The sequence below is a fragment of the Streptomyces sp. NBC_00385 genome (genome assembly GCF_035917155.1).
Classification (GTDB): Bacteria; Actinomycetota; Actinomycetes; order Streptomycetales; family Streptomycetaceae; genus Streptomyces; species Streptomyces poriferorum.
Window position 1 is genome coordinate 3,566,845 of sequence record NZ_CP107951.1, and the last position, 18,011, is coordinate 3,584,855.

The 18,011-nt window shown below is 72.6% G+C and carries 18 protein-coding genes; 5 read left to right on the forward strand and 13 right to left on the reverse strand.

Features of this window, described 5'->3' with window-relative positions; all coding sequences use genetic code 11:
- Nucleotides 1-24 precede the first annotated feature (24 nt).
- A complete protein-coding gene (locus OG959_RS15725) occupies nucleotides 25-672 on the forward strand; it encodes a hypothetical protein (protein ID WP_326658895.1) in 648 nt (215 codons plus the stop codon).
- 72 nt (nucleotides 673-744) lie between these two features.
- On the opposite strand, the gene OG959_RS15730 is transcribed toward OG959_RS15725, so the two are convergent.
- The 3 genes from OG959_RS15730 to OG959_RS15740 form a co-directional block, all read right to left on the reverse strand.
- Nucleotides 745-1,332: a hypothetical protein gene (locus OG959_RS15730; protein ID WP_326658897.1), complete on the reverse strand. Its 588-nt coding sequence runs from the start codon at nucleotides 1,330-1,332 to the stop codon at nucleotides 745-747.
- A 117-nt stretch (nucleotides 1,333-1,449) separates the two neighbouring features.
- On the reverse strand, nucleotides 1,450-1,953 hold the full coding sequence (locus OG959_RS15735) for a GNAT family N-acetyltransferase (RefSeq protein WP_326658899.1): 504 nt from the start codon (nucleotides 1,951-1,953) through the stop codon (nucleotides 1,450-1,452).
- A gap of 38 nt (nucleotides 1,954-1,991) precedes the next feature.
- Entirely contained in the window at nucleotides 1,992-2,537 is a 546-nt protein-coding gene (locus OG959_RS15740; protein ID WP_326658901.1) for a GNAT family N-acetyltransferase, read from the reverse strand.
- A gap of 107 nt (nucleotides 2,538-2,644) precedes the next feature.
- Here OG959_RS15740 and OG959_RS15745 point away from each other — a divergent pair, with 107 nt between their 5' ends.
- On the forward strand, nucleotides 2,645-3,220 hold the full coding sequence (locus OG959_RS15745; RefSeq protein ID WP_326658902.1) for a hypothetical protein: 576 nt from the start codon (nucleotides 2,645-2,647) through the stop codon (nucleotides 3,218-3,220).
- An 18-nt stretch (nucleotides 3,221-3,238) separates the two neighbouring features.
- Here OG959_RS15745 and OG959_RS15750 read toward each other — a convergent pair whose 3' ends face one another.
- The 8 genes from OG959_RS15750 to OG959_RS15785 are packed head-to-tail and all read right to left on the reverse strand — an operon-like array spanning nucleotide 3,239 to nucleotide 13,405.
- A complete protein-coding gene (locus tag OG959_RS15750; protein WP_326658905.1) occupies nucleotides 3,239-3,820 on the reverse strand; it encodes a TetR/AcrR family transcriptional regulator in 582 nt (193 codons plus the stop codon).
- A complete protein-coding gene (locus OG959_RS15755) occupies nucleotides 3,808-4,542 on the reverse strand; it encodes an enoyl-CoA hydratase family protein (RefSeq protein WP_326658906.1) in 735 nt (244 codons plus the stop codon). The genes OG959_RS15750 and OG959_RS15755 overlap by 13 nt, the downstream gene beginning before the upstream one ends.
- On the reverse strand, nucleotides 4,539-6,119 hold the full coding sequence (locus OG959_RS15760) for a 4-coumarate--CoA ligase family protein (protein ID WP_326658908.1): 1,581 nt from the start codon (nucleotides 6,117-6,119) through the stop codon (nucleotides 4,539-4,541). Before OG959_RS15760 ends, OG959_RS15755 begins: the two co-directional genes overlap by 4 nt.
- 59 nt (nucleotides 6,120-6,178) lie before the next feature.
- Nucleotides 6,179-7,339: an acyl-CoA dehydrogenase family protein gene (locus OG959_RS15765; protein ID WP_326658911.1), complete on the reverse strand. Its 1,161-nt coding sequence runs from the start codon at nucleotides 7,337-7,339 to the stop codon at nucleotides 6,179-6,181.
- Nucleotides 7,336-9,282 carry an ATP-binding protein gene (locus tag OG959_RS15770; RefSeq protein ID WP_326658913.1) on the reverse strand — a complete coding sequence of 649 codons (1,947 nt, stop codon included), beginning with the start codon at nucleotides 9,280-9,282 and terminating at the stop codon, nucleotides 7,336-7,338. The genes OG959_RS15765 and OG959_RS15770 overlap by 4 nt, the downstream gene beginning before the upstream one ends.
- Nucleotides 9,283-9,288: 6 nt before the next feature.
- The gene (locus tag OG959_RS15775; RefSeq protein WP_326658915.1) at nucleotides 9,289-10,896 is read right to left on the reverse strand and encodes an acyl-CoA carboxylase subunit beta; all 1,608 of its coding nucleotides are present in this window, start codon (nucleotides 10,894-10,896) and stop codon (nucleotides 9,289-9,291) included.
- Nucleotides 10,893-12,614, reverse strand: coding sequence for an acyclic terpene utilization AtuA family protein (locus tag OG959_RS15780; protein WP_326658917.1), 1,722 nt, complete (start codon nucleotides 12,612-12,614; stop codon nucleotides 10,893-10,895). The genes OG959_RS15775 and OG959_RS15780 overlap by 4 nt, the downstream gene beginning before the upstream one ends.
- Nucleotides 12,611-13,405 (reverse strand): TIGR03084 family metal-binding protein, encoded by a 795-nt coding sequence (locus tag OG959_RS15785; protein WP_326658919.1) that lies wholly within the window; start codon nucleotides 13,403-13,405, stop codon nucleotides 12,611-12,613. The genes OG959_RS15780 and OG959_RS15785 overlap by 4 nt, the downstream gene beginning before the upstream one ends.
- A gap of 199 nt (nucleotides 13,406-13,604) precedes the next feature.
- Here OG959_RS15785 and OG959_RS15790 point away from each other — a divergent pair, with 199 nt between their 5' ends.
- On the forward strand, nucleotides 13,605-14,066 hold the full coding sequence (locus tag OG959_RS15790; RefSeq protein WP_442805745.1) for a GNAT family N-acetyltransferase: 462 nt from the start codon (nucleotides 13,605-13,607) through the stop codon (nucleotides 14,064-14,066).
- Between the two features lie 23 nt (nucleotides 14,067-14,089).
- Here the strand turns inward: OG959_RS15790 and OG959_RS15795 are convergent, their stop codons facing one another.
- Nucleotides 14,090-14,608 carry a DinB family protein gene (locus OG959_RS15795; protein ID WP_326658923.1) on the reverse strand — a complete coding sequence of 173 codons (519 nt, stop codon included), beginning with the start codon at nucleotides 14,606-14,608 and terminating at the stop codon, nucleotides 14,090-14,092.
- An 88-nt stretch (nucleotides 14,609-14,696) separates the two neighbouring features.
- The gene (locus OG959_RS15800; RefSeq protein ID WP_326658925.1) at nucleotides 14,697-15,650 is read right to left on the reverse strand and encodes an EamA family transporter; all 954 of its coding nucleotides are present in this window, start codon (nucleotides 15,648-15,650) and stop codon (nucleotides 14,697-14,699) included.
- 159 nt (nucleotides 15,651-15,809) lie between these two features.
- Here OG959_RS15800 and OG959_RS15805 point away from each other — a divergent pair, with 159 nt between their 5' ends.
- Together OG959_RS15805 and OG959_RS15810 are read left to right on the forward strand one after the other, a co-directional pair.
- Nucleotides 15,810-16,745: a LysR family transcriptional regulator gene (locus OG959_RS15805; RefSeq protein WP_326658927.1), complete on the forward strand. Its 936-nt coding sequence runs from the start codon at nucleotides 15,810-15,812 to the stop codon at nucleotides 16,743-16,745.
- Nucleotides 16,746-16,820: 75 nt separating this feature from the next.
- Nucleotides 16,821-18,005, forward strand: a complete 1,185-nt coding sequence (locus OG959_RS15810) for a serine hydrolase domain-containing protein (protein ID WP_326658929.1) — start codon at nucleotides 16,821-16,823, stop codon at nucleotides 18,003-18,005.
- Nucleotides 18,006-18,011: the final 6 nt, after the last annotated feature.

Sequence of the window (18,011 nt, forward strand, 5' to 3'; positions counted from 1 at the left end):
GCCCTCACTGCCAGTTAGGTCAAAATGACACACAAGGGACGCATCGTCTTCGCAGTCGCCCTCACCTCCACCCTGGGGCTCGGTCTCACGGCCTGCAACGACGGCGAGGACTCGGCATCGACACAGGAATCGCCTTCGGCCTCCGCCCCGGCTTCGTCCGACCCGGCCGGCGAGAGCCCGTCCGCCGATCCCAGCGACGACGCCGCCGCCCCCGCCGGCGGTGACGTCGCCGCTCCGGGCACGAAGCTCAAGATCGGTGACCGGGCGATCCTGCCGTTCAAGTACGGGACCGAGAAGAAGGGCACGATCGCCGTGACGGTCACGGCGATCGAAAAGGGCGCCGAGGCCGACATGGCCGCGTTCGGTGAGAAGGCGAAGGGCATGACGCCCTACTACATCCGCATGAAGGTGGAGAACGTCGGCGGCACCGACCTGTCCTACTCGTCGCTGAAGCTGCGCGGCAAGCTGGCGGGCGGCGGCCCCACGGGCGTCATCCTGATCGGTGACCTCCCGGGCAAGTGCGACAGCGAGTCGGCACCGCGCGAATTCGCCGCCAAGGGCGCGTCGTACGAGACCTGTTCGCTCAGCGCCACGAAGACCGACCCCATCGCGGCTGCCTCGTTCGAGGAGGGTGACGCGTACAGCGACAGCCCGGTCCTCTGGACCAGCTGACCGACCGATCCCGAGTCCGCGCGCCGGGCATCCCGTCCTCGACGGATGCCCGGCCGGCGGCCGGCCCGCGCTCTACAGCTTTCCGGCGAGGAGCACGGTGCGGTGGCCGCCCAGCTTGCGGCCGACCTCGCGGGTGAAGCCGGAGGTGAGCTCCGCCCAGCCCCAGAACGTGAACCCGAGGTGCCCGCACGCGTAGTAGTCGTCCTCCCAGCTCCACCGGTCGATGCCGGAGGAACCTCCGCAGGACGGGCAGTGCACGATTCCTTCGCCGCCTTCCTCCGCCCAGTCCTGGAACCGCCCGTCGAAGGGGTCCCAGGCGGACTCGATGGGCTCCCACACCTCGTCGACCAGCCGGATCTCGGTCCGGCAGAGCGGGCAGGTGGCCGCGCCCGGTTCTCCCTGGCCGCTGTCGAAGACCGTACGGCCGGTCTGGACGTGAAGTCCGTTGGACCACAGGTCGACCGGCTCCGGGTCATCGACGGCCTTGGTGAAGTGCGGGCCGGGCGCGTGGCCGTATCCGTCGCCGCCCAGGACGCAGTCGGTGCGCTCGGCGGCCACGATTCCTTCCGCGATCAGCCAGTCCAGTACCCGGGCCCCGAGCTCCTGCGCGTCCCGCTCGGTGGCGTCGAGGTCGACGATCGACTGGAAGTAGTCACCCATGATTCCCCCGGTTCCTCAGCAGCCCACGTGTGCGGTGAAAACGGCCCGGGCGGCGGGCGGGAGCGCGAGGGCCTGAGCGCGCAGCATCGCATATTCCCGGACGCACGCCGCCGGGCGTCACGTCAACGGGCGCGTCAGCCAGACCACTTCGCCCTTGTCCTCCACGGTGACGCGGTCCCGCACGAACCCGAGCTTCTCCAGGACGCGGAACGACGCGGCGTTCCCCGCGTCGACGGTCGCCCCGATCCGCTCCCGCCCGGTCGCCGCGGCGGCGTCGAGCACGGCGCGGGCGGCTTCGGTGGCGTAGCCGTGGCCATGGACCCGTTGGAAGAGCTCGTAGGCGATCTCGGGCTCCTCCAGGGTGGAGCGGCCGATGATGAGTCCGCAGTAGCCGATGAAGTCGCCCTCGTCGCGGCGCTGGATGGGCAGCAGGGCGATCCCGGTCGTCTCGGTCGCGGTGATCAGCTGCGCGATGAGGTTCCGGGTGTACTCGAGCGTGGACGTTCCCTCGCCGCGTTCGGCGCGGAGGGCGCGGAGTTCGGCGGCGTCCGCGTCGGACCACGGGCGCAGGATCAGCCGCTCGGTCTCCAGGTGGAACGGCATCGTCTCGTACGTGGTCATGCCCATGCCCTCCAGGGGAAGTTCACGAACCAGACGTGTCAGGGACGGTCCAGGCCCCACGTCTGCAGGACGAACGGCCGGCCCTTCTCCTCGCCCTTGATCAGTGGCACGTCGAGCAGGCGGAAGCCGGTCTTCTTCGCCACGGCGACGCTGGGCGCGTTCTCGGCCTCCAGCTCCAGGATCACCTGTTCCACGCCCAGTTCCTCGAAGGCGTACGCGGCCATCACCCGCACCGCCCGCGCGGCCAGGCCCTGGCCGCGGTGTGCGGGGCCGACCGCGTACCCGATCTCGTTGCCCTCGGGGGCGCGCCGCAGCATGACCTCGCCGAGCGCGGCCCCGCCGTCCGTGGTGATGGCGAGCAGGACCGTCGTGCCCTCCCGCCGCAGCTGCCGGGCCTTGTCCAGCCGCGTGCGCGCGGCCTCTTCGCCGAAGGGAGAGACGATCGGGGTCCAGTGCGCGACGTCGGGGTGGTCGAAGAGGTCCGGCATCGCGGCCAGGTCCGCCTCCGTCCAGTCGCGCAGGACGAGCCCCTCGCCCGTGAGTTCGATGTGCTCGGGGAAGGGGGGTGTGGTGGTGCCGCTCATGCTGCGGACCATATACGCGCAACTCGCTGACACCAAGGCGATTCCTGGGACACACTCTGGCTCCGGACCATGACAGACCGGTCCTAACCAGGGAAAGGCGGGACCCCATGCTCGACGACATGCGGCAGTTACGGAAGGTCGTCCGAAGACGGGACGCGCTCCGATACGGGGGAATCGGCCTGCTCGCGGTCGCCCTGGCGGCCTGCTCCAGGGACAAGGGCTCCGACGGATCGCTGGAGGCACCGGGCGCGGCGGGCAAGCCGGCCGCCGGGCCGACGGTCGCCGGGGCGGCGGTCGAGGCCTTCGTCAGCGGTGCCTGGAAGCTCTCGTACTCCCCGCAGGGACAGGTCAACGACGCGTATCAGCGGATCGAGTTCACGGGCCGCCGGTGGAGTCTCGACGGGGACGACGAGACGGGTTCCTTCGAACTCTCCGGAAGCGAGCTGGTGGTCCGGGTCGACGGCCGGACCTCCGAGAACGTATGGGCCGCGTCCGGCCTGCCCGCCACGGTCGGCGAGAAGGCCGCCCTCACCCTCCAGTGGGGCCATGACGAGGAGTCCGGCCCCGTCGACGCCGGCTCGCCGGTGGACACCACACCCACGCCGCTGCCCGTCGTCTGGGACGGCAGAACGCTCAGGATCCAGGCCGGGAACGGCCTGGAGATCACCGCCGTACGCGCCTGACGGCGGCGCGCCGCCCGCTCATCGGCCCAGCGCCCCGTCCAGCAGCGCCGCCCACTGCGCCACGACCCGCCCCCGGCGGGCCGTGTCGTCGGTGAGGACGTTGGCGAGGCCCAGGCCGCGGGCCATGTCGAGGAGCCCCTGGACCGTTTCCCGTACACCGGGGCGGGTCTCGTCGGCGTTCAGGAGGCCCACGGCGATGCGGTGGGTCTCGCGGCCGACGCGGGCTTCGAGTTCGGTGACGCGGGGGCGGAGCTGTTCCTCGTTGGAGGCGGCGACCCAGAGCTGGAGCGCGGCGCGGAAGAGGGGGCCGGTGTAGAGGTCGACGAGGGCGGCGACCACCTCGGCGCGGTCCTGGTCGGGGACGGCGCGCAGGGCGGCGGAGCGTTCCTCGGCGACGTACTCGACGGCTGCGGTGAACAGGTCCTCGCGGGTCGGGAAGTGGTGCTGGGCGGCGCCGCGGGAGACGCCCGCGCGCTCCGCGACGGCGGAGACGGTGGAGCCTGCCCAGCCGTGTTCGGCGAGGCAGGCCACCGCGGCTTCGAGGAGCCTCTGCCGGGTGGCACGGCTGCGGTCCTGCTTGGGTGGTGTCACAGCAGCCATGCGGGATCCCGTCGTTCCAGGAAGGCCGTCATCCCCTCCCGTGCCTCGTCGGAGGCGAAGAGTGCCGCGGAGCGGGCGATGAGGTCTTCCGCGTACTGGTCGAAAGTCTCCCGCACAGTAGCCGTGACCAGCTCCTTCGATGCGGCCAGCCCCTGGGGCGAGGCTCTGCGCAGCCCGTCGAGTACCGGTACGAGCGCCTTGTCCACGTCTTCGGCGGCGAGGGTCACGAGGCCGGTCCTGGCAGCCTCGGCCGCGTCGAAGCGTTCGCCGGTGAGGTAGTAGCGGGCTGCCGCGCGGGGGTCGAGGCGGGGCAGCAGCGGCAGGGAGATGACGGCGGGGGCGAGGCCGAGGCGGGATTCGGTGAGGGCGAAGGAGGAGTCGGGTCCGGCGACCGAGATGTCGCAGGCGCCCAGCAGTCCGAGACCGCCCGCCCGGACGTGGCCGGTGACCCGGGCGATGACCGGTTTCGGGAGGGTGATGATCAGCCTCATGAGGGCGACGAAGGCGTGCGGGTCGGCCGGCGCCCTGAGGTCCGCGCCCGCGCAGAACGTGTTGCCGGTGTGGGTCAGGACCACCGCCCGTACGGTGTCGTCCGCCGCGCAGGCGGCGAGGGCTTCGGACAGGCCGGCCACGAGCGGTGCGCTCAGGGCGTTGCGGTTGGCCGGGGAGTCGAGGGTGAGCGTGGTGATGCCCCGGTCGTGGGTGGGTGGGGCGAGGGTCATTGCTGCCTCTCCTTCTCCCTGTCGCGCAGTTCACGGCGAAGGATCTTCCCCGAGACCGCACGCGGTACCGCGTCGACGAACTCCACGCGGCGGATCTTCTTGTACGGGGCGACATGTGCGGCGACATACGCCATGACGTCCTCGGCGGTGAGGTCCGGGGTGGCCGGCCGGCGTACGAGGAAGGCCTTCGGGATCTCGTTGCCGTCGGCGTCGTTCACGCCGATGACGGCCGCGTCGGCGATCGACGCGTGGGTCAGGAGGAGCGCTTCGAGTTCGGCGGGGGCGACCTGGTAGCCCTTGTACTTGATGAGTTCCTTGACCCGGTCGACGACGAAGAGCCAGCCGTCCGCGTCGACGCGTCCGACGTCGCCGGTGTGCACCCAGCCGTCGTCGTCGATCATGGCGTCGGTGGCTTCGGGGCGGCCGAGGTAGCCCTTCATCACCTGGGGGCCGCGGATGAGGATCTCGCCGTCGGCGTCGATGCCGAGGTCCGTCCCGGGGTCCTCGATGGACGTGATCCGCATCTCGGTGCTCGGCAGCAGCTTCCCCACGGCCCCGGGCGGCGGGTTCTCGGCTTCGAGGGGCACGACATGGGTGCCGGGCGAGAGTTCCGTCATGCCGTACGCCTGACGTACGGGCGGTATGCCGAGGCGGGCGGAGCAGGCGGCGGCGAGGTCGGCGTCCAGGGGCGCGGCGGCGCTGACGACGTACTCCAGCGAGGACAGGTCGTAGTCGCCGACGGCCGGATGCTTGGCGAGGGCCAGGACGATGGGCGGGGCCACGTACAGCCCGGTGATGCGGTGTTCCTGGATCACGCCGAGGAACTGGTCGAGGTCGAAGCGGGGCAGCACGACGACGGTGGCCCCGCAGCGCAGCGGGACGTTCATCAGGGCGGTCAGCCCGTAGATGTGGAAGAAGGGGAGAACGGCCAGGATGCTGTGGCCGGGCTCCATGGGGATGAAGGGGCGCAGCTGCTCCAGGTTGGTGCCGATGGAGCGGTGCGTGAGCATGACGCCCTTGGGGGCGCCGGTGGTCCCGGAGGAGTACGGGAGGACGGCGACGTCCTGGGGGCCGAACTCGACGTCGGGTTCCGGGGCGGTGGAGCCGAGCATGTCGAGGACGGAGGTGTGGCCCTCGGCCCGGTCGCAGACGAAGATCTCCTGGATGCCGCCCGCCAGCGTGGCGGCCCGGCGGGCGACGTCGAGGAACAGGGACACGGTGACGATCCAGCGGGCGTCGGAGTCGTTGAGCTGCTGGGCGAACTCCTCGGCCGTGGACAGCGGGTGCACGGTGGTGACCGACGCTCCGGCGCGCGTGGCGCCGTAGAGGACGGCGGGGTAGGCGATCGTGTTGGGGCTGTGCAGGGCCAGGACGTCACCCTTGCGCACCCCCGCCTCGGCGAGGTGGGCGGCGATGCGGCGGTGGAACGTGTCGAGCTGGGCGTACGTGACGGAGAGGCCGTTCGTTCCGTCGATCAGGGCGACGGTGTCACCGAAGGCCGCGGCCCCGCCGAGGACCGTTTCGTGGATGGGCGTTTCGAGGGCCGGAACGTCTTCGTACTCGCTGTGGAACACCATGGCGGTTCCCTTCGACGCGGGCAGAGCGGGCCGTGAACGATGAGCGGGAGCCGGTGGGCTCAGTAGGACTTGGGGAGGCCCAGGGACTGGTGGGAGACGTAGTTCAGGATCATTTCCCGGCTGACCGGCGCGATCCGGGCCACCCGGGACGCGGTGATCAGGGACCCGAGGCGGTACTCGCGGGTGAGACCGTTGCCGCCCAGGGTGTGCACGGCCTGGTCGACCGCCTTGACGCAGGCCTCCCCGGCGGCGTACTTCGCCATGTTGGCGGCCTCGCCCGCGCCGATGTCGTCGCCGTCGTCGTAGAGCCGGGCGGCCTTCTGCATCATCAGACGGGCCAGTTCGAGTTCGATGTGGGCCTGGGCGAGTGGGTGCGCGATGGCCTGGTGGGCGCCGATGGGCTCCTTCCACACCTGGCGGGTCTTCGCGTACTCGACGGCACGCCCCAGCGCGTACCGGCCCATGCCGATCCCGAACGCGGCGGTCATGATGCGTTCGGGGTTGAGTCCGGCGAAGAGCTGGAGGAGTCCGGCGTCCTCCTCGCCGACGAGCGCGTCGGCGGGCAGGCGTACGTCGTCGAGGACGAGTTCGAACTGCTTCTCCGGGGCCTGGAGTTCCATCTCGATGTGGGAGCGCCGGAAGCCGGGGGCCTCGCGCGGGACGATGAACAGGCAGGGCTTCAGCTTGCCGGTCCTGGCGTCCTCGGTGCGCCCGACGATGAGGGTCGCGTCGGCGATGTCGACGCCGGAGACGAAGACCTTGCGGCCGCTCAGCACCCACTCCTCGCCGTCGCGGCGGGCGGTGGTGGTGATGCGGTGGGAGTTGGATCCGGCGTCGGGTTCGGTGATGCCGAAGGCCATGGTGAGGCTGCCGTCGGCGAGGCCGGGGAGCCACTGCCGCTTCTGGTCGTCGGTACCGAAGCGGGCTATCACGGTGCCGCAGATGGCGGGTGAGACGACCATCATGAGGAGTGGGGATCCGGCCGCCCCCAACTCCTCCAGCACGATCGAGAGTTCGGCCATGCCCGCGCCGCCGCCGCCGTACTCCTCCGGGAGGTTCACGCCGAGGTAGCCGAGCTTCGCGGCCTCGGCCCACAGTTCGCGCGGGTGGGAGCCGTCGCGGACGACGGAGGTCATGTAGTCGCGCCCGTACCGCTGTCCGAGTGCGGCGACGGCGGCGCGCAGGCCCTGGTGCTCTTCGGTTTCGAGGACGGTGCTCATGCGGTCGGTTCCTCCTGTGCGTCAGTGACGACGGCGAGCAGCGCGCCGACCTCCACCTGGAGGCCGGGGGCGGCGTGCAGGGCGGTGAGGGTGCCGGAGGCGGGGGCGAGGATGCGGTGCTCCATCTTCATCGCCTCCAGCCAGATCAGCGGCTGCCCGGCCTCGACGGCGGTCCCGGTCGCGAGTCCGTCCGCGAGGCGGACGACGGTGCCGGGCATCGGGGCGAGCAGGGAGCCGGGTTCGGTGCGATCGGTGGGGTCGGTGAAGCGGGGCAGGGCGGTGAAGGTGTACGAGCCGGTGGCGGTGTCGACGTACACCCGGTCGCCTTCGCTGGCCACCGCGAAGTGCCGGGTGACACCGCCGGTTTCGAGGGTGACGTGGCCGGGGCGGGCGGCGACGACGCGGGTGCCCGCTTCAAGGGCGAGGCCTTCGCGCGTGGTGCGGTAGGTGATGTCGTACTCACGGCCGTCGGGTTCGCCGCGGTAGCGCCGCAGCCGGGGCTGCGAGGCGACGTTGCGCCAGGCACCGAAGCGGGCGACGCCGCCGGTGGCGGTGGTGCGGCGGGCGGCTTCGGCGAGGGCGGCGGCGGTGGCGGCGAGCCGTTGGCCGCTCTCATCGGGCGCGGCGGTCAGGGCTGCCAGGTGCCGGTCGTAGAAGCCGGTGTCGAGGCGTGCGGCGACGAAGTCCGGATGGCGCAGGGAGCGTACGAGGAGCTCGCGGTTGGTGACCGGGCCGTGGATGCGGGTGCGCTCCAGGGCGCGGGCGAGCAGGCGTACGGCTTCGGTGCGGGTGGGGGCGTGGGCGATGACCTTGGCGAGCATCGGGTCGTAGTGCACGCCGATGGTGTCGCCGCCGGTGTATCCGGTGTCCAGGCGCAGGCCCGGCTCGGCCGGCACGTCGAGTGCGAGCAGCGCTCCGGTCTGCGGCTGCCAGCCCCGTGCCGGGTCCTCGGCGTAGAGCCGGGCCTCGACGGCGTGCCCGGTGGGCTGCGGGGGCACGGCGGCCGGCAGCGGTTCGCCCTCCGCGACCCGCAGCTGAAGGGCGACGAGGTCGAGGCCGAACACGGCCTCCGTGACGGGGTGTTCGACCTGGAGGCGGGTGTTCATCTCCAGGAAGTACGGACGTCCGTCGGCGGCGACGAGGAATTCGACGGTGCCGGCGCCCCGGTAGCCGACGGCTCGCGCGGCGGCCGTGGCGGCGTCGTGCAGCCGGTCCCGGAGTCCGTCGTCGAGGCCGGGCGCAGGGGCCTCCTCGACGACCTTCTGGTGGCGGCGCTGGAGCGAGCAGTCGCGGGTGCCGAGCGCCCAGACGCCGTCGTGCTCGTCGGCCATGATCTGGACCTCGACGTGCCGGCCGCGCTCCACGTACGGCTCGGCGAACACCTCGCCGTCCGCGAACGCGGACAGCGCCTCGGCCGCAGCGGCCGTCAACTCGCCGGGCAGATCCCCCAGTTCCCGTACGATCCGCATGCCGCGCCCGCCGCCGCCCGCCGCCGCCTTGAGCAGCAGCGGCAGGTCCTCGGCGCGGGCCGCGGCCGGGTCGACGGGGGCGAGCAGCGGAACCCCGGCGGCGGCCATCAGCTCCTTGGCGCGGGTCTTGGACGCCATCAGCTCGATGGCCTTGACCGGCGGACCGACCCAGGTGAGCCCGGCGTCCTGCACCGCGGCGGCGAATCCGGCGTTCTCGGAGAGGAAGCCGTATCCGGGGTGGACGGCGTCGGCGCCCGCCGCGAGGGCGGCGGCGACCACGAGATCGCCGCGGAGGTACGTGTCGGAGGGCGCGGCCCCCGGCAGCCGTACGGCGGTGTCGGCCTCCCGTACGTGCAGCGCGCCGGCGTCCGCGTCGGAGTACACGGCGACGGTCGCGATGCCGAGCGCGCGGCAGGTGCGGAAGATCCGGCAGGCGATCTCGCCCCGGTTGGCCACAAGCAGAGTGGTGATCATGTCAGCTCACATCCGGAAGATGCCGAAGCCGCCGCGGGCGCCCTCGACCGGTGCGGTGTGGACGGCGGACAGGCACATCCCGAGGACGGTCCTGGTGTCGCGCGGGTCGATGACCCCGTCGTCGTACAGCCGCCCGGACAGGAACATCGGCAGGGACTCGGACTCGATCTGCTGCTCGACCATGGCGCGCAGTCCGGCGTCCGCCTCGTCGTCGTACGGACGCCCCTTCGCGGCGGCCGACGCGCGGGCGACGATCGACAGCACCCCGGCCAGCTGCTGCGGCCCCATGACGGCGGACTTGCTGCTGGGCCAGGCGAACAGGAAGCGGGGGTCGTAGGCCCTGCCGCACATGCCGTAGTGCCCGGCGCCGTAGGAAGCGCCCATCAGGACGGACAGGTGCGGGACCTTCGAGTTCGACACCGCGTTGATCATCATCGCGCCGTGCTTGATGATGCCGCCCTGTTCGTACTCCTTGCCGACCATGTAGCCGGTGGTGTTGTGCAGGAACACCAGCGGGATGTCGCGCTGGTTGGCGAGTTGGATGAACTGGGCGGCCTTCTGCGACTCCTCGCTGAACAGCACGCCCTGCGCGTTGGCGAGGATGCCGACCGGGTAGCCGTGCAGCCTGGCCCAGCCGGTGACCAGGCTGGTCCCGTAGAGCGGCTTGAACGCGTCGAAGTCCGAGCCGTCGACCAGCCGGGCGATGACCTCGCGCGGGTCGAAGGGCACCTTCAGATCGCCGGGCACGATGCCGAGCAGCTCGTCCTCGTCGTACTTGGGCGGCTCGGCGGGGCCCGGATCGGGGTACGCCTTGCGCCAGTTGAGGCGGGCGACGATGCGGCGGGCCTGGCGCAGCGCGTCGTGCTCGTCGACGGCGAAGTGGTCGGCGAGTCCGGAGGTGCGGGCGTGCATCTCGGCGCCGCCGAGCGACTCGTCGTCGCTCTCCTCACCGGTGGCCATCTTGACCAGGGGCGGGCCGCCGAGAAAGACCTTGGACCGCTCCTTGATCATGACGGTGTGGTCGGACATGCCGGGGACGTACGCGCCACCCGCGGTGGAGTTGCCGAAGACGACGGCGACGGTCGGGACACCGGCGGCGGACAGCCGGGTGAGGTCGCGGAAGAGCGCCCCGCCGGGGATGAAGATCTCCTTCTGGGACGGCAGGTCGGCGCCTCCCGACTCGACCAGGCTGATGACCGGGAGCCGGTTGGCGAACGCGATCTCGTTGGCGCGCAGCGCCTTCTTCAGCGTCCAGGGGTTGGAGGCGCCGCCGCGCACGGTCGGGTCGTTGGCGGTGATCAGGCACTCGACGCCCTCCACCACACCGATCCCGGTGACGAGCGAGGCGCCGACCGTGTACCCGGCGGCCTCGCTGCCCCAGGCGGCGAGCGGCGACAGTTCCAGGAACGGGCTGTCCTCGTCGACCAGCAGCTCGATCCGCTCACGGGCCAGGAGCTTGCCGCGCGAGCGGTGCCGCTCGACGTACTTCTCGCCGCCGCCCTCCAGCGCCCCGGTGTGCGCGGCCTCCAGCTCGGCGAGCTTGTCGAGCAGGGCGGCGCGGTTCGCGCCGTATTCGGGGCTCGCGGTGTCGAGCCCGGTGGGCAGGACGGTCATGCGTGCACCTCCGGTGCGTCGGCGCGCTCCTGCGGGGGCAGCAGGGCCACGGGTATCTCCAGCCGGCGCGAGCGCAGCCACTCCCCCACGGCCTTGGCCTGCGGGTCGAAGCGGTGCTGGGCGGCGACGCCTTCGCCGAGGAGCCCGTGGACGGTGAAGTTCAGGGCGCGCAGGTTCGGCAGGACATGGCGTACGACGGGGAGCCCGGCGGTCTCCGGGAGGAGTTCCCGCAGCCGCTCGACGGTCAGCTCGTGCGCCAGCCACCGCCAGGCCTCGTCGCCGCTGACCCACACCCCGATGTTGGCGTCGCCACCCTTGTCGCCGCTGCGGGCACCCGCGACGAGCCCGAGGGGGGCGTTGTGGGTGGGGCCGCCGGCCAACGGCGGTGGCAGTGGCGGCTGTTCGACTTCGGCCAGGGCTTGCGTACGGGCGGCCGACGCCTGTGCCTCGCGTCGCCCGTCGGGCAGCACCGCCACCTGCTCCACGTCCCCCGCCGGTACGTACCGGGCCTCGAACACCCCGTAGGGCGCTCCCTTCCCGGGCGGGGCGGTGACGTGGAAGCCCGGGTAGCTGCCCAGCGCCAGCTCGATCGCGGCGCCGGACAGGGCGCGCCCCACGGCGTCCGGGTCCTGGTCGCGGACGACGAGCCGGAGCAGGGCGCCGGCCGTCTCCTGGGTCGGGGCGTCGGCGCGGTCGGTGCGGGAGAGCTCCCAGCGCACCTCGTCCGGCTGCCGCCCGGCCCGGGCGAAGGCGTCGCCGATCTGGTCGCGGACGAGCTGCGCCTTGGCCTCGATGTCGAGTCCGGTGAGCACGAAGACGACCTCGTTCCGCCAGCCGCCGAGCCGGGTGAGCCCGGCCTTGAGCGTGGGCGGCGGGGCCTCGCCCTTCACGCCGGAGATCCGGACCCGGTCGGGGCCGTCGGCGGCCAGCCGTACGGTGTCGAGCCGGGCGGTGACGTCGGGGCCCGCGTACCGGGCGCCGCCGGTCTCGTACAGCAGTTGGGCGGTGACGGTGCCGAGGTCGACGACGCCGCCCGTGCCGTCGTGCTTGGTGATGACGGACGTCCCGTCGGAGTGGATCTCGGCGACGGGGAAACCGGGGCGGCGGATGTCGTGGCCGCGGAAGAAGGAGTAGTTCCCCCCGGTGGCCTGGGTGCCGCACTCCAGTACGTGTCCGGCGACGACGGCTCCGGCGAGCGCGTCGTGGTCCTCGGGCCCCCAGCCGAAGTGGGCGGCGGCGGGCCCGGTGACGAGGGCGGCGTCGGTGACCCTGCCGGTGACGACGACGTCGGCGCCGGCCCGCAGACAGGCGGCGATGCCCGCCCCGCCCAGGTAGGCGTTGGCGGTGAGGAAGCCGTCGGGCACGGGCAGGCTGTCGCCCTCCACATGGGCGACGCGCACGGGCACGCCGGCCTTCTCGGCCAGCTCGCGTACCGCGTCGGCCAGTCCGGCGGGGTTCAGGCCGCCCGCGTTGGTCACGATCTTCACCCCGCGCTCGTGGGCGAGCCCGAGCCCTTCCTCCAGTTGGCGCAGGAAGGTGGTGGCGTAGCCGCGCCCGGGGTCCTTGAGCCGGCTGCGGCCGAGGATGAGCATGGTGAGCTCGGCGAGGTAGTCGCCGGTGAGGACGTCGAGCGGGCCGCCGGTGAGCATCTCGCGCACGGCGTCGAAGCGGTCTCCGTAGAACCCGGAGGCGTTGCCGACCCGCAGCGGCGGTGTCACCGGTCCGCCTTCGGCGCCCGCCCGGTTCCGGCAGGCCCGGCGAAGGCCTGCGCGATGTCCAGCCAGGCGTCGGCGTCGGCGCCCTCGGCCCGGACGGCGAGGTCGTCGCGGTGGGCGCGCTGGGTGACGAGCAGGCAGAAGTCGTGCAGCGGCCCGGTGACACGCTGGGCGGCGCCCTCGGGGCCGTACGCGGTCACCTCCCCGTCCGGCCCTTCCAGCTCCACCCGGAACTCCTCTCCCGGCGCCTGGATTCCCCGGACGAGGAAGGCGTAGTCGCGGGCCCGGACCCCGATCCGGGCCACGTGCCGCAGCCGGGCGGTGGGGGCGCGGGTGACCCCGAGGGCCTCGGCCACGTCCTGGCCGTGGGCCCAGGTCTCCATCAGCCGCCCGGTCGCCATGGAGGCCACGCTCATCGGCGGCCCGTACCAGGGGAACCGGGTCCCGGCGGGGGCCGCCCGCAGTGCCTCCTGGAGGCGCTCCCGGCCGGTGCGCCAGCGGACGAGGAGGGCGTCCGGGCCGTACGCGGCGACGACGTCCTCGGCGGCCCGGTCGACGAACCCCTCGGGGTCCTTCATCGCCCTGGCGACCTCGTCCCCGAACCGCTCGGGCTCCGTGACGGAGAGCAGCGCGACCTCGTCGGTCCAGCTCAGATGGGCCATCTGATGGGCGATGGTCCACCCCTCGGCGGGTGTCGCGGCCGCCCATTGAGAGGCGCTCAACCCGGCTACGAGCAGGTCGAGTTCCTCACTCTCGCTGCGCAGGTCGTCGAGCACGGCTGCGGCATCGGACACGGTGCGCTCCCCTCGGGGCGTGGCGGTGTGTCCCGGAGCCTGCCAGCGGGACGTAAAACAATCAAGCATGCTTGCATGATTTTTCCCGCTCCGGACGCCGGTGCCCTCGCCGCCCTAGGCTTCAGCCGTGAGCCACGACATCGCACATGACATACGGATCAGGCCGGGCGGCCCGGCCGACGCCCCCGCCATTCTCGACATGCTGGACGGGGCGGTCGCCTGGATGAACGGCCGCGGCAACACCCAGCAGTGGGGCACGACACCGTATTCGCAGAAGCCCGGTGGGGCGGAGCGGGTGCGGCGGTACACGACCGAGCAGACGCCCTACGTGGCGGAGCTGGGCGGAACACCCGTCGGGGCCATGGTGCTGGGCTCCGGGCCCAGCCCGCAGATGCCCATCGCGGAGGCCGGGGAACCCGAGCGGTACGTACGGCTGCTGGTGTCGGACCGCCGTCATGCCGGTCTGGGCATCGGGGCGGCGCTGCTGGCCCATGCCGCCGAGGAGACCCGGCGGGCGGGCGTGGAGCTGCTGCGGGTCGACTGCTGGGCGGGCGGCGGGGGCGAACTGGTCGCCTTCTACGAGCGCAACGGCTTCGCCCCCGCCTCCCGCTTCATGTCCGGGGAGTGGCCGGGCCAGGTGCTGACCCGTCGGATCGGCTGACGGCCCGCGTCGGACGGCCGGCGCTACTGCCCCTTCTGCGCCGCCTCCGCCATCTTCGCCGTCGTGCTGGCGCCGTCCAGCGCCTCGCGGATGATGTCGGCGTGGCCGCTGTGGTGGGTGATCTCGCGGAAGATGTGCCACAGGACGTGGCGGACGGTCCACAGGACGGGCTCCGGGGGCGACCACGGGTACGCCGGCAGCGTGACCTCGCGGTCGAGGTCGGCCTCCTCGCGCACCGTACGGTCGAAGTCGGCGGCTGCGGCGTGGAAGGCCTCCAGCAGCTCGGGCAGCTTCTCGGCGTCGGTCATCCGGTTGCCGTCGGGGTCGAGGTCGGCCCAGTCGACCTTGGCCGGGGCGGTGCCCTCGATCACGTCCAGCCAGCTGCGCTGCACGAGCCCGAGGTGCTTCAGCAGGCCGCCGAGCGTCAGCTCACTGACGGTCGTACGGGCGCGGGCCCGGGTGTCGTCGAGATTCTCGACGGTGAAGAGAAAATTGGTGCGCTGGTCGGTCACGAGCGCGAGCAGATCGTCGCGTTCCGGCATGTTTTCCTCCAGGTCGGATATCGCGATCACCCTAGGTTCGCCGACCTGGCCCCGCAGCCGGAACGGGATCATCCGCCCGCGCTTCCCGTCACCGCTTCCCGGCGCCCCGGACCTGACTGCGCACCGCTCCCATGCTCGCGCCGATGACGAGCGCGATGGCCAGGGCGTCCGTGGTGGAGAGGGCCTGGTCGAGGATGAGGAAGCCGGCCGCGGCCGCGATCGCGGGTTCCAGGCTCATCAGGATCGCGAAGGTGGGCGCGGGCAGTCGGCGCAGCGCCATGAGTTCGAGCGTGTACGGGAGGACCGAGCTCAGCAGGGCGACGGCGGCGCCCAGGCCGATCGTGGACGGGACGAGGAGCTTCGAGCCCGACTCCATGATGCCGAGCGGCAGCGAGAGGACGGCCGCCACCACCATCGCCAGGGCCAGTCCGTCGGCCTGGGGGAAGCGGCGGCCGGTGCGGGCGCTGAAGACGATGTACGCCGCCCACATGGCGCCGGCGGCGAGTGCGTACGCCGCGCCCACCGGATCGAGCCGGTCGAAGCCCCCGCCGCTCAGCAGCAGCACACCGCCCAGCGCGAGTCCGGCCCAGACCACGTTGACGAGGCGGCGCGAGGCGATCACCGAGAGGGCGAGCGGGCCCAGCACCTCCAGGGTCACGGCGGCGCCGAGCGGGATGCGGTCGGCCGCCTGGTAGAAGAGCGTGTTCATGCCGCCCATCGCGACACCGAAGGCCACCACCGTGCCCCAGTCGGCGCGCGAATGGCCGCGCAGCTTCGGGCGGCAGACGACGAGCAGGACGAGGGCCGCGACGGCGAGACGCAGCGTGACGACGCCGAGGGCGCCGGCCCTCGGCATGAGCAGCACCGCGACCGCCGAACCGAACTGCACGGAGAGCCCGCCCGCGACGACCAGCGCGACCGGGGCGAGCGCGGCCCGGCGCCCTCCGGCGCGGTCGGGGCCGCGCTGTTCACCGAGGGCGGTGACCGCCTCGGGAACGGCGACTGCGGCGGCCGGTTCTGCGGCGGTGCCCTGGTTGTTCACCTGTGGCCTGACTTTCTGAGTTCACGGAGCAAAAAGTGCAACACAATGCACTTCTCAATTGAAGATACTGCACTCGTCCGATGCAGCCCATCCCTTTACCGTAGGGACCTGCGCGCGGCGCGTGAAATGCCGATTGGGCTCCCGTTATGCTCCACACGCATGAGCACCGGACAGGGCGCGGGCGGCGCCGCGGGCAAGAGCGCAGGCAGCAACGCCGGAAACACTCACCGCGCCATCGAGATCCGCCATCTGCGGGCCTTCCTCGCCGTCGCGGAGGAGTCCAGCATCACCCGGGCCGCCGCCCGGCTCCGCCTCACCCAGCCCGCCGTCTCGCGCACCCTCGCCGCCCTGGAGCGCCATCTCGGCATCCGGCTCGTCGACCGCTCCACCCACCACCTGGACCTCACCCCCGAGGGCGTCGCCTTCCGCGACCGGGCGGCCGCGGCGGTCGCCGCCTTCGACACCGCGACCGACGCCGAGGGGCTGCGCCGGTGGCCGCTGCGGCTGGGCCACGCCTGGTCCGCGTTCGGCCGCTACACCACCCCGCTGCTCCGCGGCTGGCAGGAGCGCTACCCGCGGACCCCGCTGGAACTGCGCCGGATCGACGACCGCACCGCCGGGCTGACCCGCGGCGAGGTCGACGCCGCCCTGCTGCGCGGCCCCGTCGACGCGCCGGGACTCGTCACGGAGGTGCTGTACGAGGAGGAGCGCGTCGCGGCCGTGGCGGCGGACGGCCCCCTCGCCTCCCGCGCCACGCTCCGGCTGGCCGATCTGGCGACCGGCACCGTCGTCCTGAACACCGTCTCCGGCACCACCACCCCCGAACTGTGGCCGCCGTCCGCCCGCCCCGCCGCCACACTGACCGTCGCCAACACCGACGACTGGCTGGCCGCCATCGCGGCGGGGCGCGGGAGCGGGGTCTCCGCCGCGTCGACGGCCGGCATGCACCCGCACGCCGGGGTCGCCTACCGCCCGCTCGTGGACGCGCCGGCCCTCCCGGTGCTGCTCGCCCGCCGCGACGCCCCCGGGCACCCGGCGCTCGACGACCTCGCCGCCCTGGCCCGCGAGATCGTGGCGCGAGACGCCGGTGCATGAGGGAATTCCAATGCGCGGACGTGCAGTTGGAGCCTGTGCGAGAGGCGTGACAGGCACGCCCGCCGAGGGGGCACCATGTCGGACCACAGCTCTGCGACCATCACCGTGCACGGCACCGTGGCCGCCGGATACGAGGCGGTGCGGAACGAGTTCGCCGCCGTACTGACCGAGGAGCACAACGAGCCGGGCGCGCAGCTCGCCGTGTACCGGGACGGCCGGCTGGTCGTCGATCTCTGGGCGGGTGACGGGATCGACGGCGACTCCCTGCCCGCGGTCTTCTCGTCGACCAAGGGCGCGGCCCATCTCGTCGTCGCCCTGCTGGTGCAGGACGGCACCCTCGACCTGGACCGGACGGTCGCCTCGTACTGGCCGGAGTTCGCCGCCGAGGGCAAGGGGGCGCTGACCCTGCGGGAGCTGCTGGGCCACCGGGCCGGAGTGATCGGCATCGAGGGCGGATTCCCCGAGGCGGACCTGGCCGACGACCGGGTGATCGCCGCCCGGCTGGCGGTGCAGGCCCCCTTCTGGGAGCCGGGAAGGGAGTACGGGTACCACGCGCTGGTGATCGGCGCGCTGACCGGTGAGGTGGTGCGGCGGGTCACCGGGCTTTCGATCCAGGAGCTTTTCGAGGAGCGCGTCCGCGCCCCGTACGGCCTGGATCTTTACCTCGGGCAGCCCGCGGAGCTGGAGCCCCGCTACCTCGCCGTCCGGCCCATGAACCCGACGCCGGAACAGAAGGCGGAGCTTGGGGCCCGCCCCTTCGATCCGAAGGGCCTTCAGGCGGTGGCCTTCAACGTCCCGACGGATCTGATGGCCTGGATCAACACTCCTTCCGTGCGGGCGCTCGGCCCGGCCTCGGTGGGTGGTGTGGGTTCGGCGCGCGCGCTTGCCGGGATGTACGCGGCCACGCTCTCGGAGTTCGCGGGCCGGCCCGCTCTCCTCACGCCGGAGACCCGCGCCGAGTTCGCACGCCCCGGCCTGGCCGGCACCGACCGGGTGACCCTGGAGACGGACCACTTCGGCCTCGGCTTCGAACGTCCCCATATGGTCTACCCGTCGCTGGGCGAGGGCGCGTTCGGCCACTGCGGCGCGGCGGGCTCGCAGGCGTTCGCGGACCCGGCGAGCGGGATCGCGTACGGCTACACGCGCCGGCGGTTCGCGTATCCGGGCGGGGCGGCACCGGAGAACGAGCGGCTGGTGGCGGCGGTGGTGGGGGCCGCGGAATCGAACCCCCCGGCCGCCTCAGGCCCCTCCGGCGCTTGAGGAGCG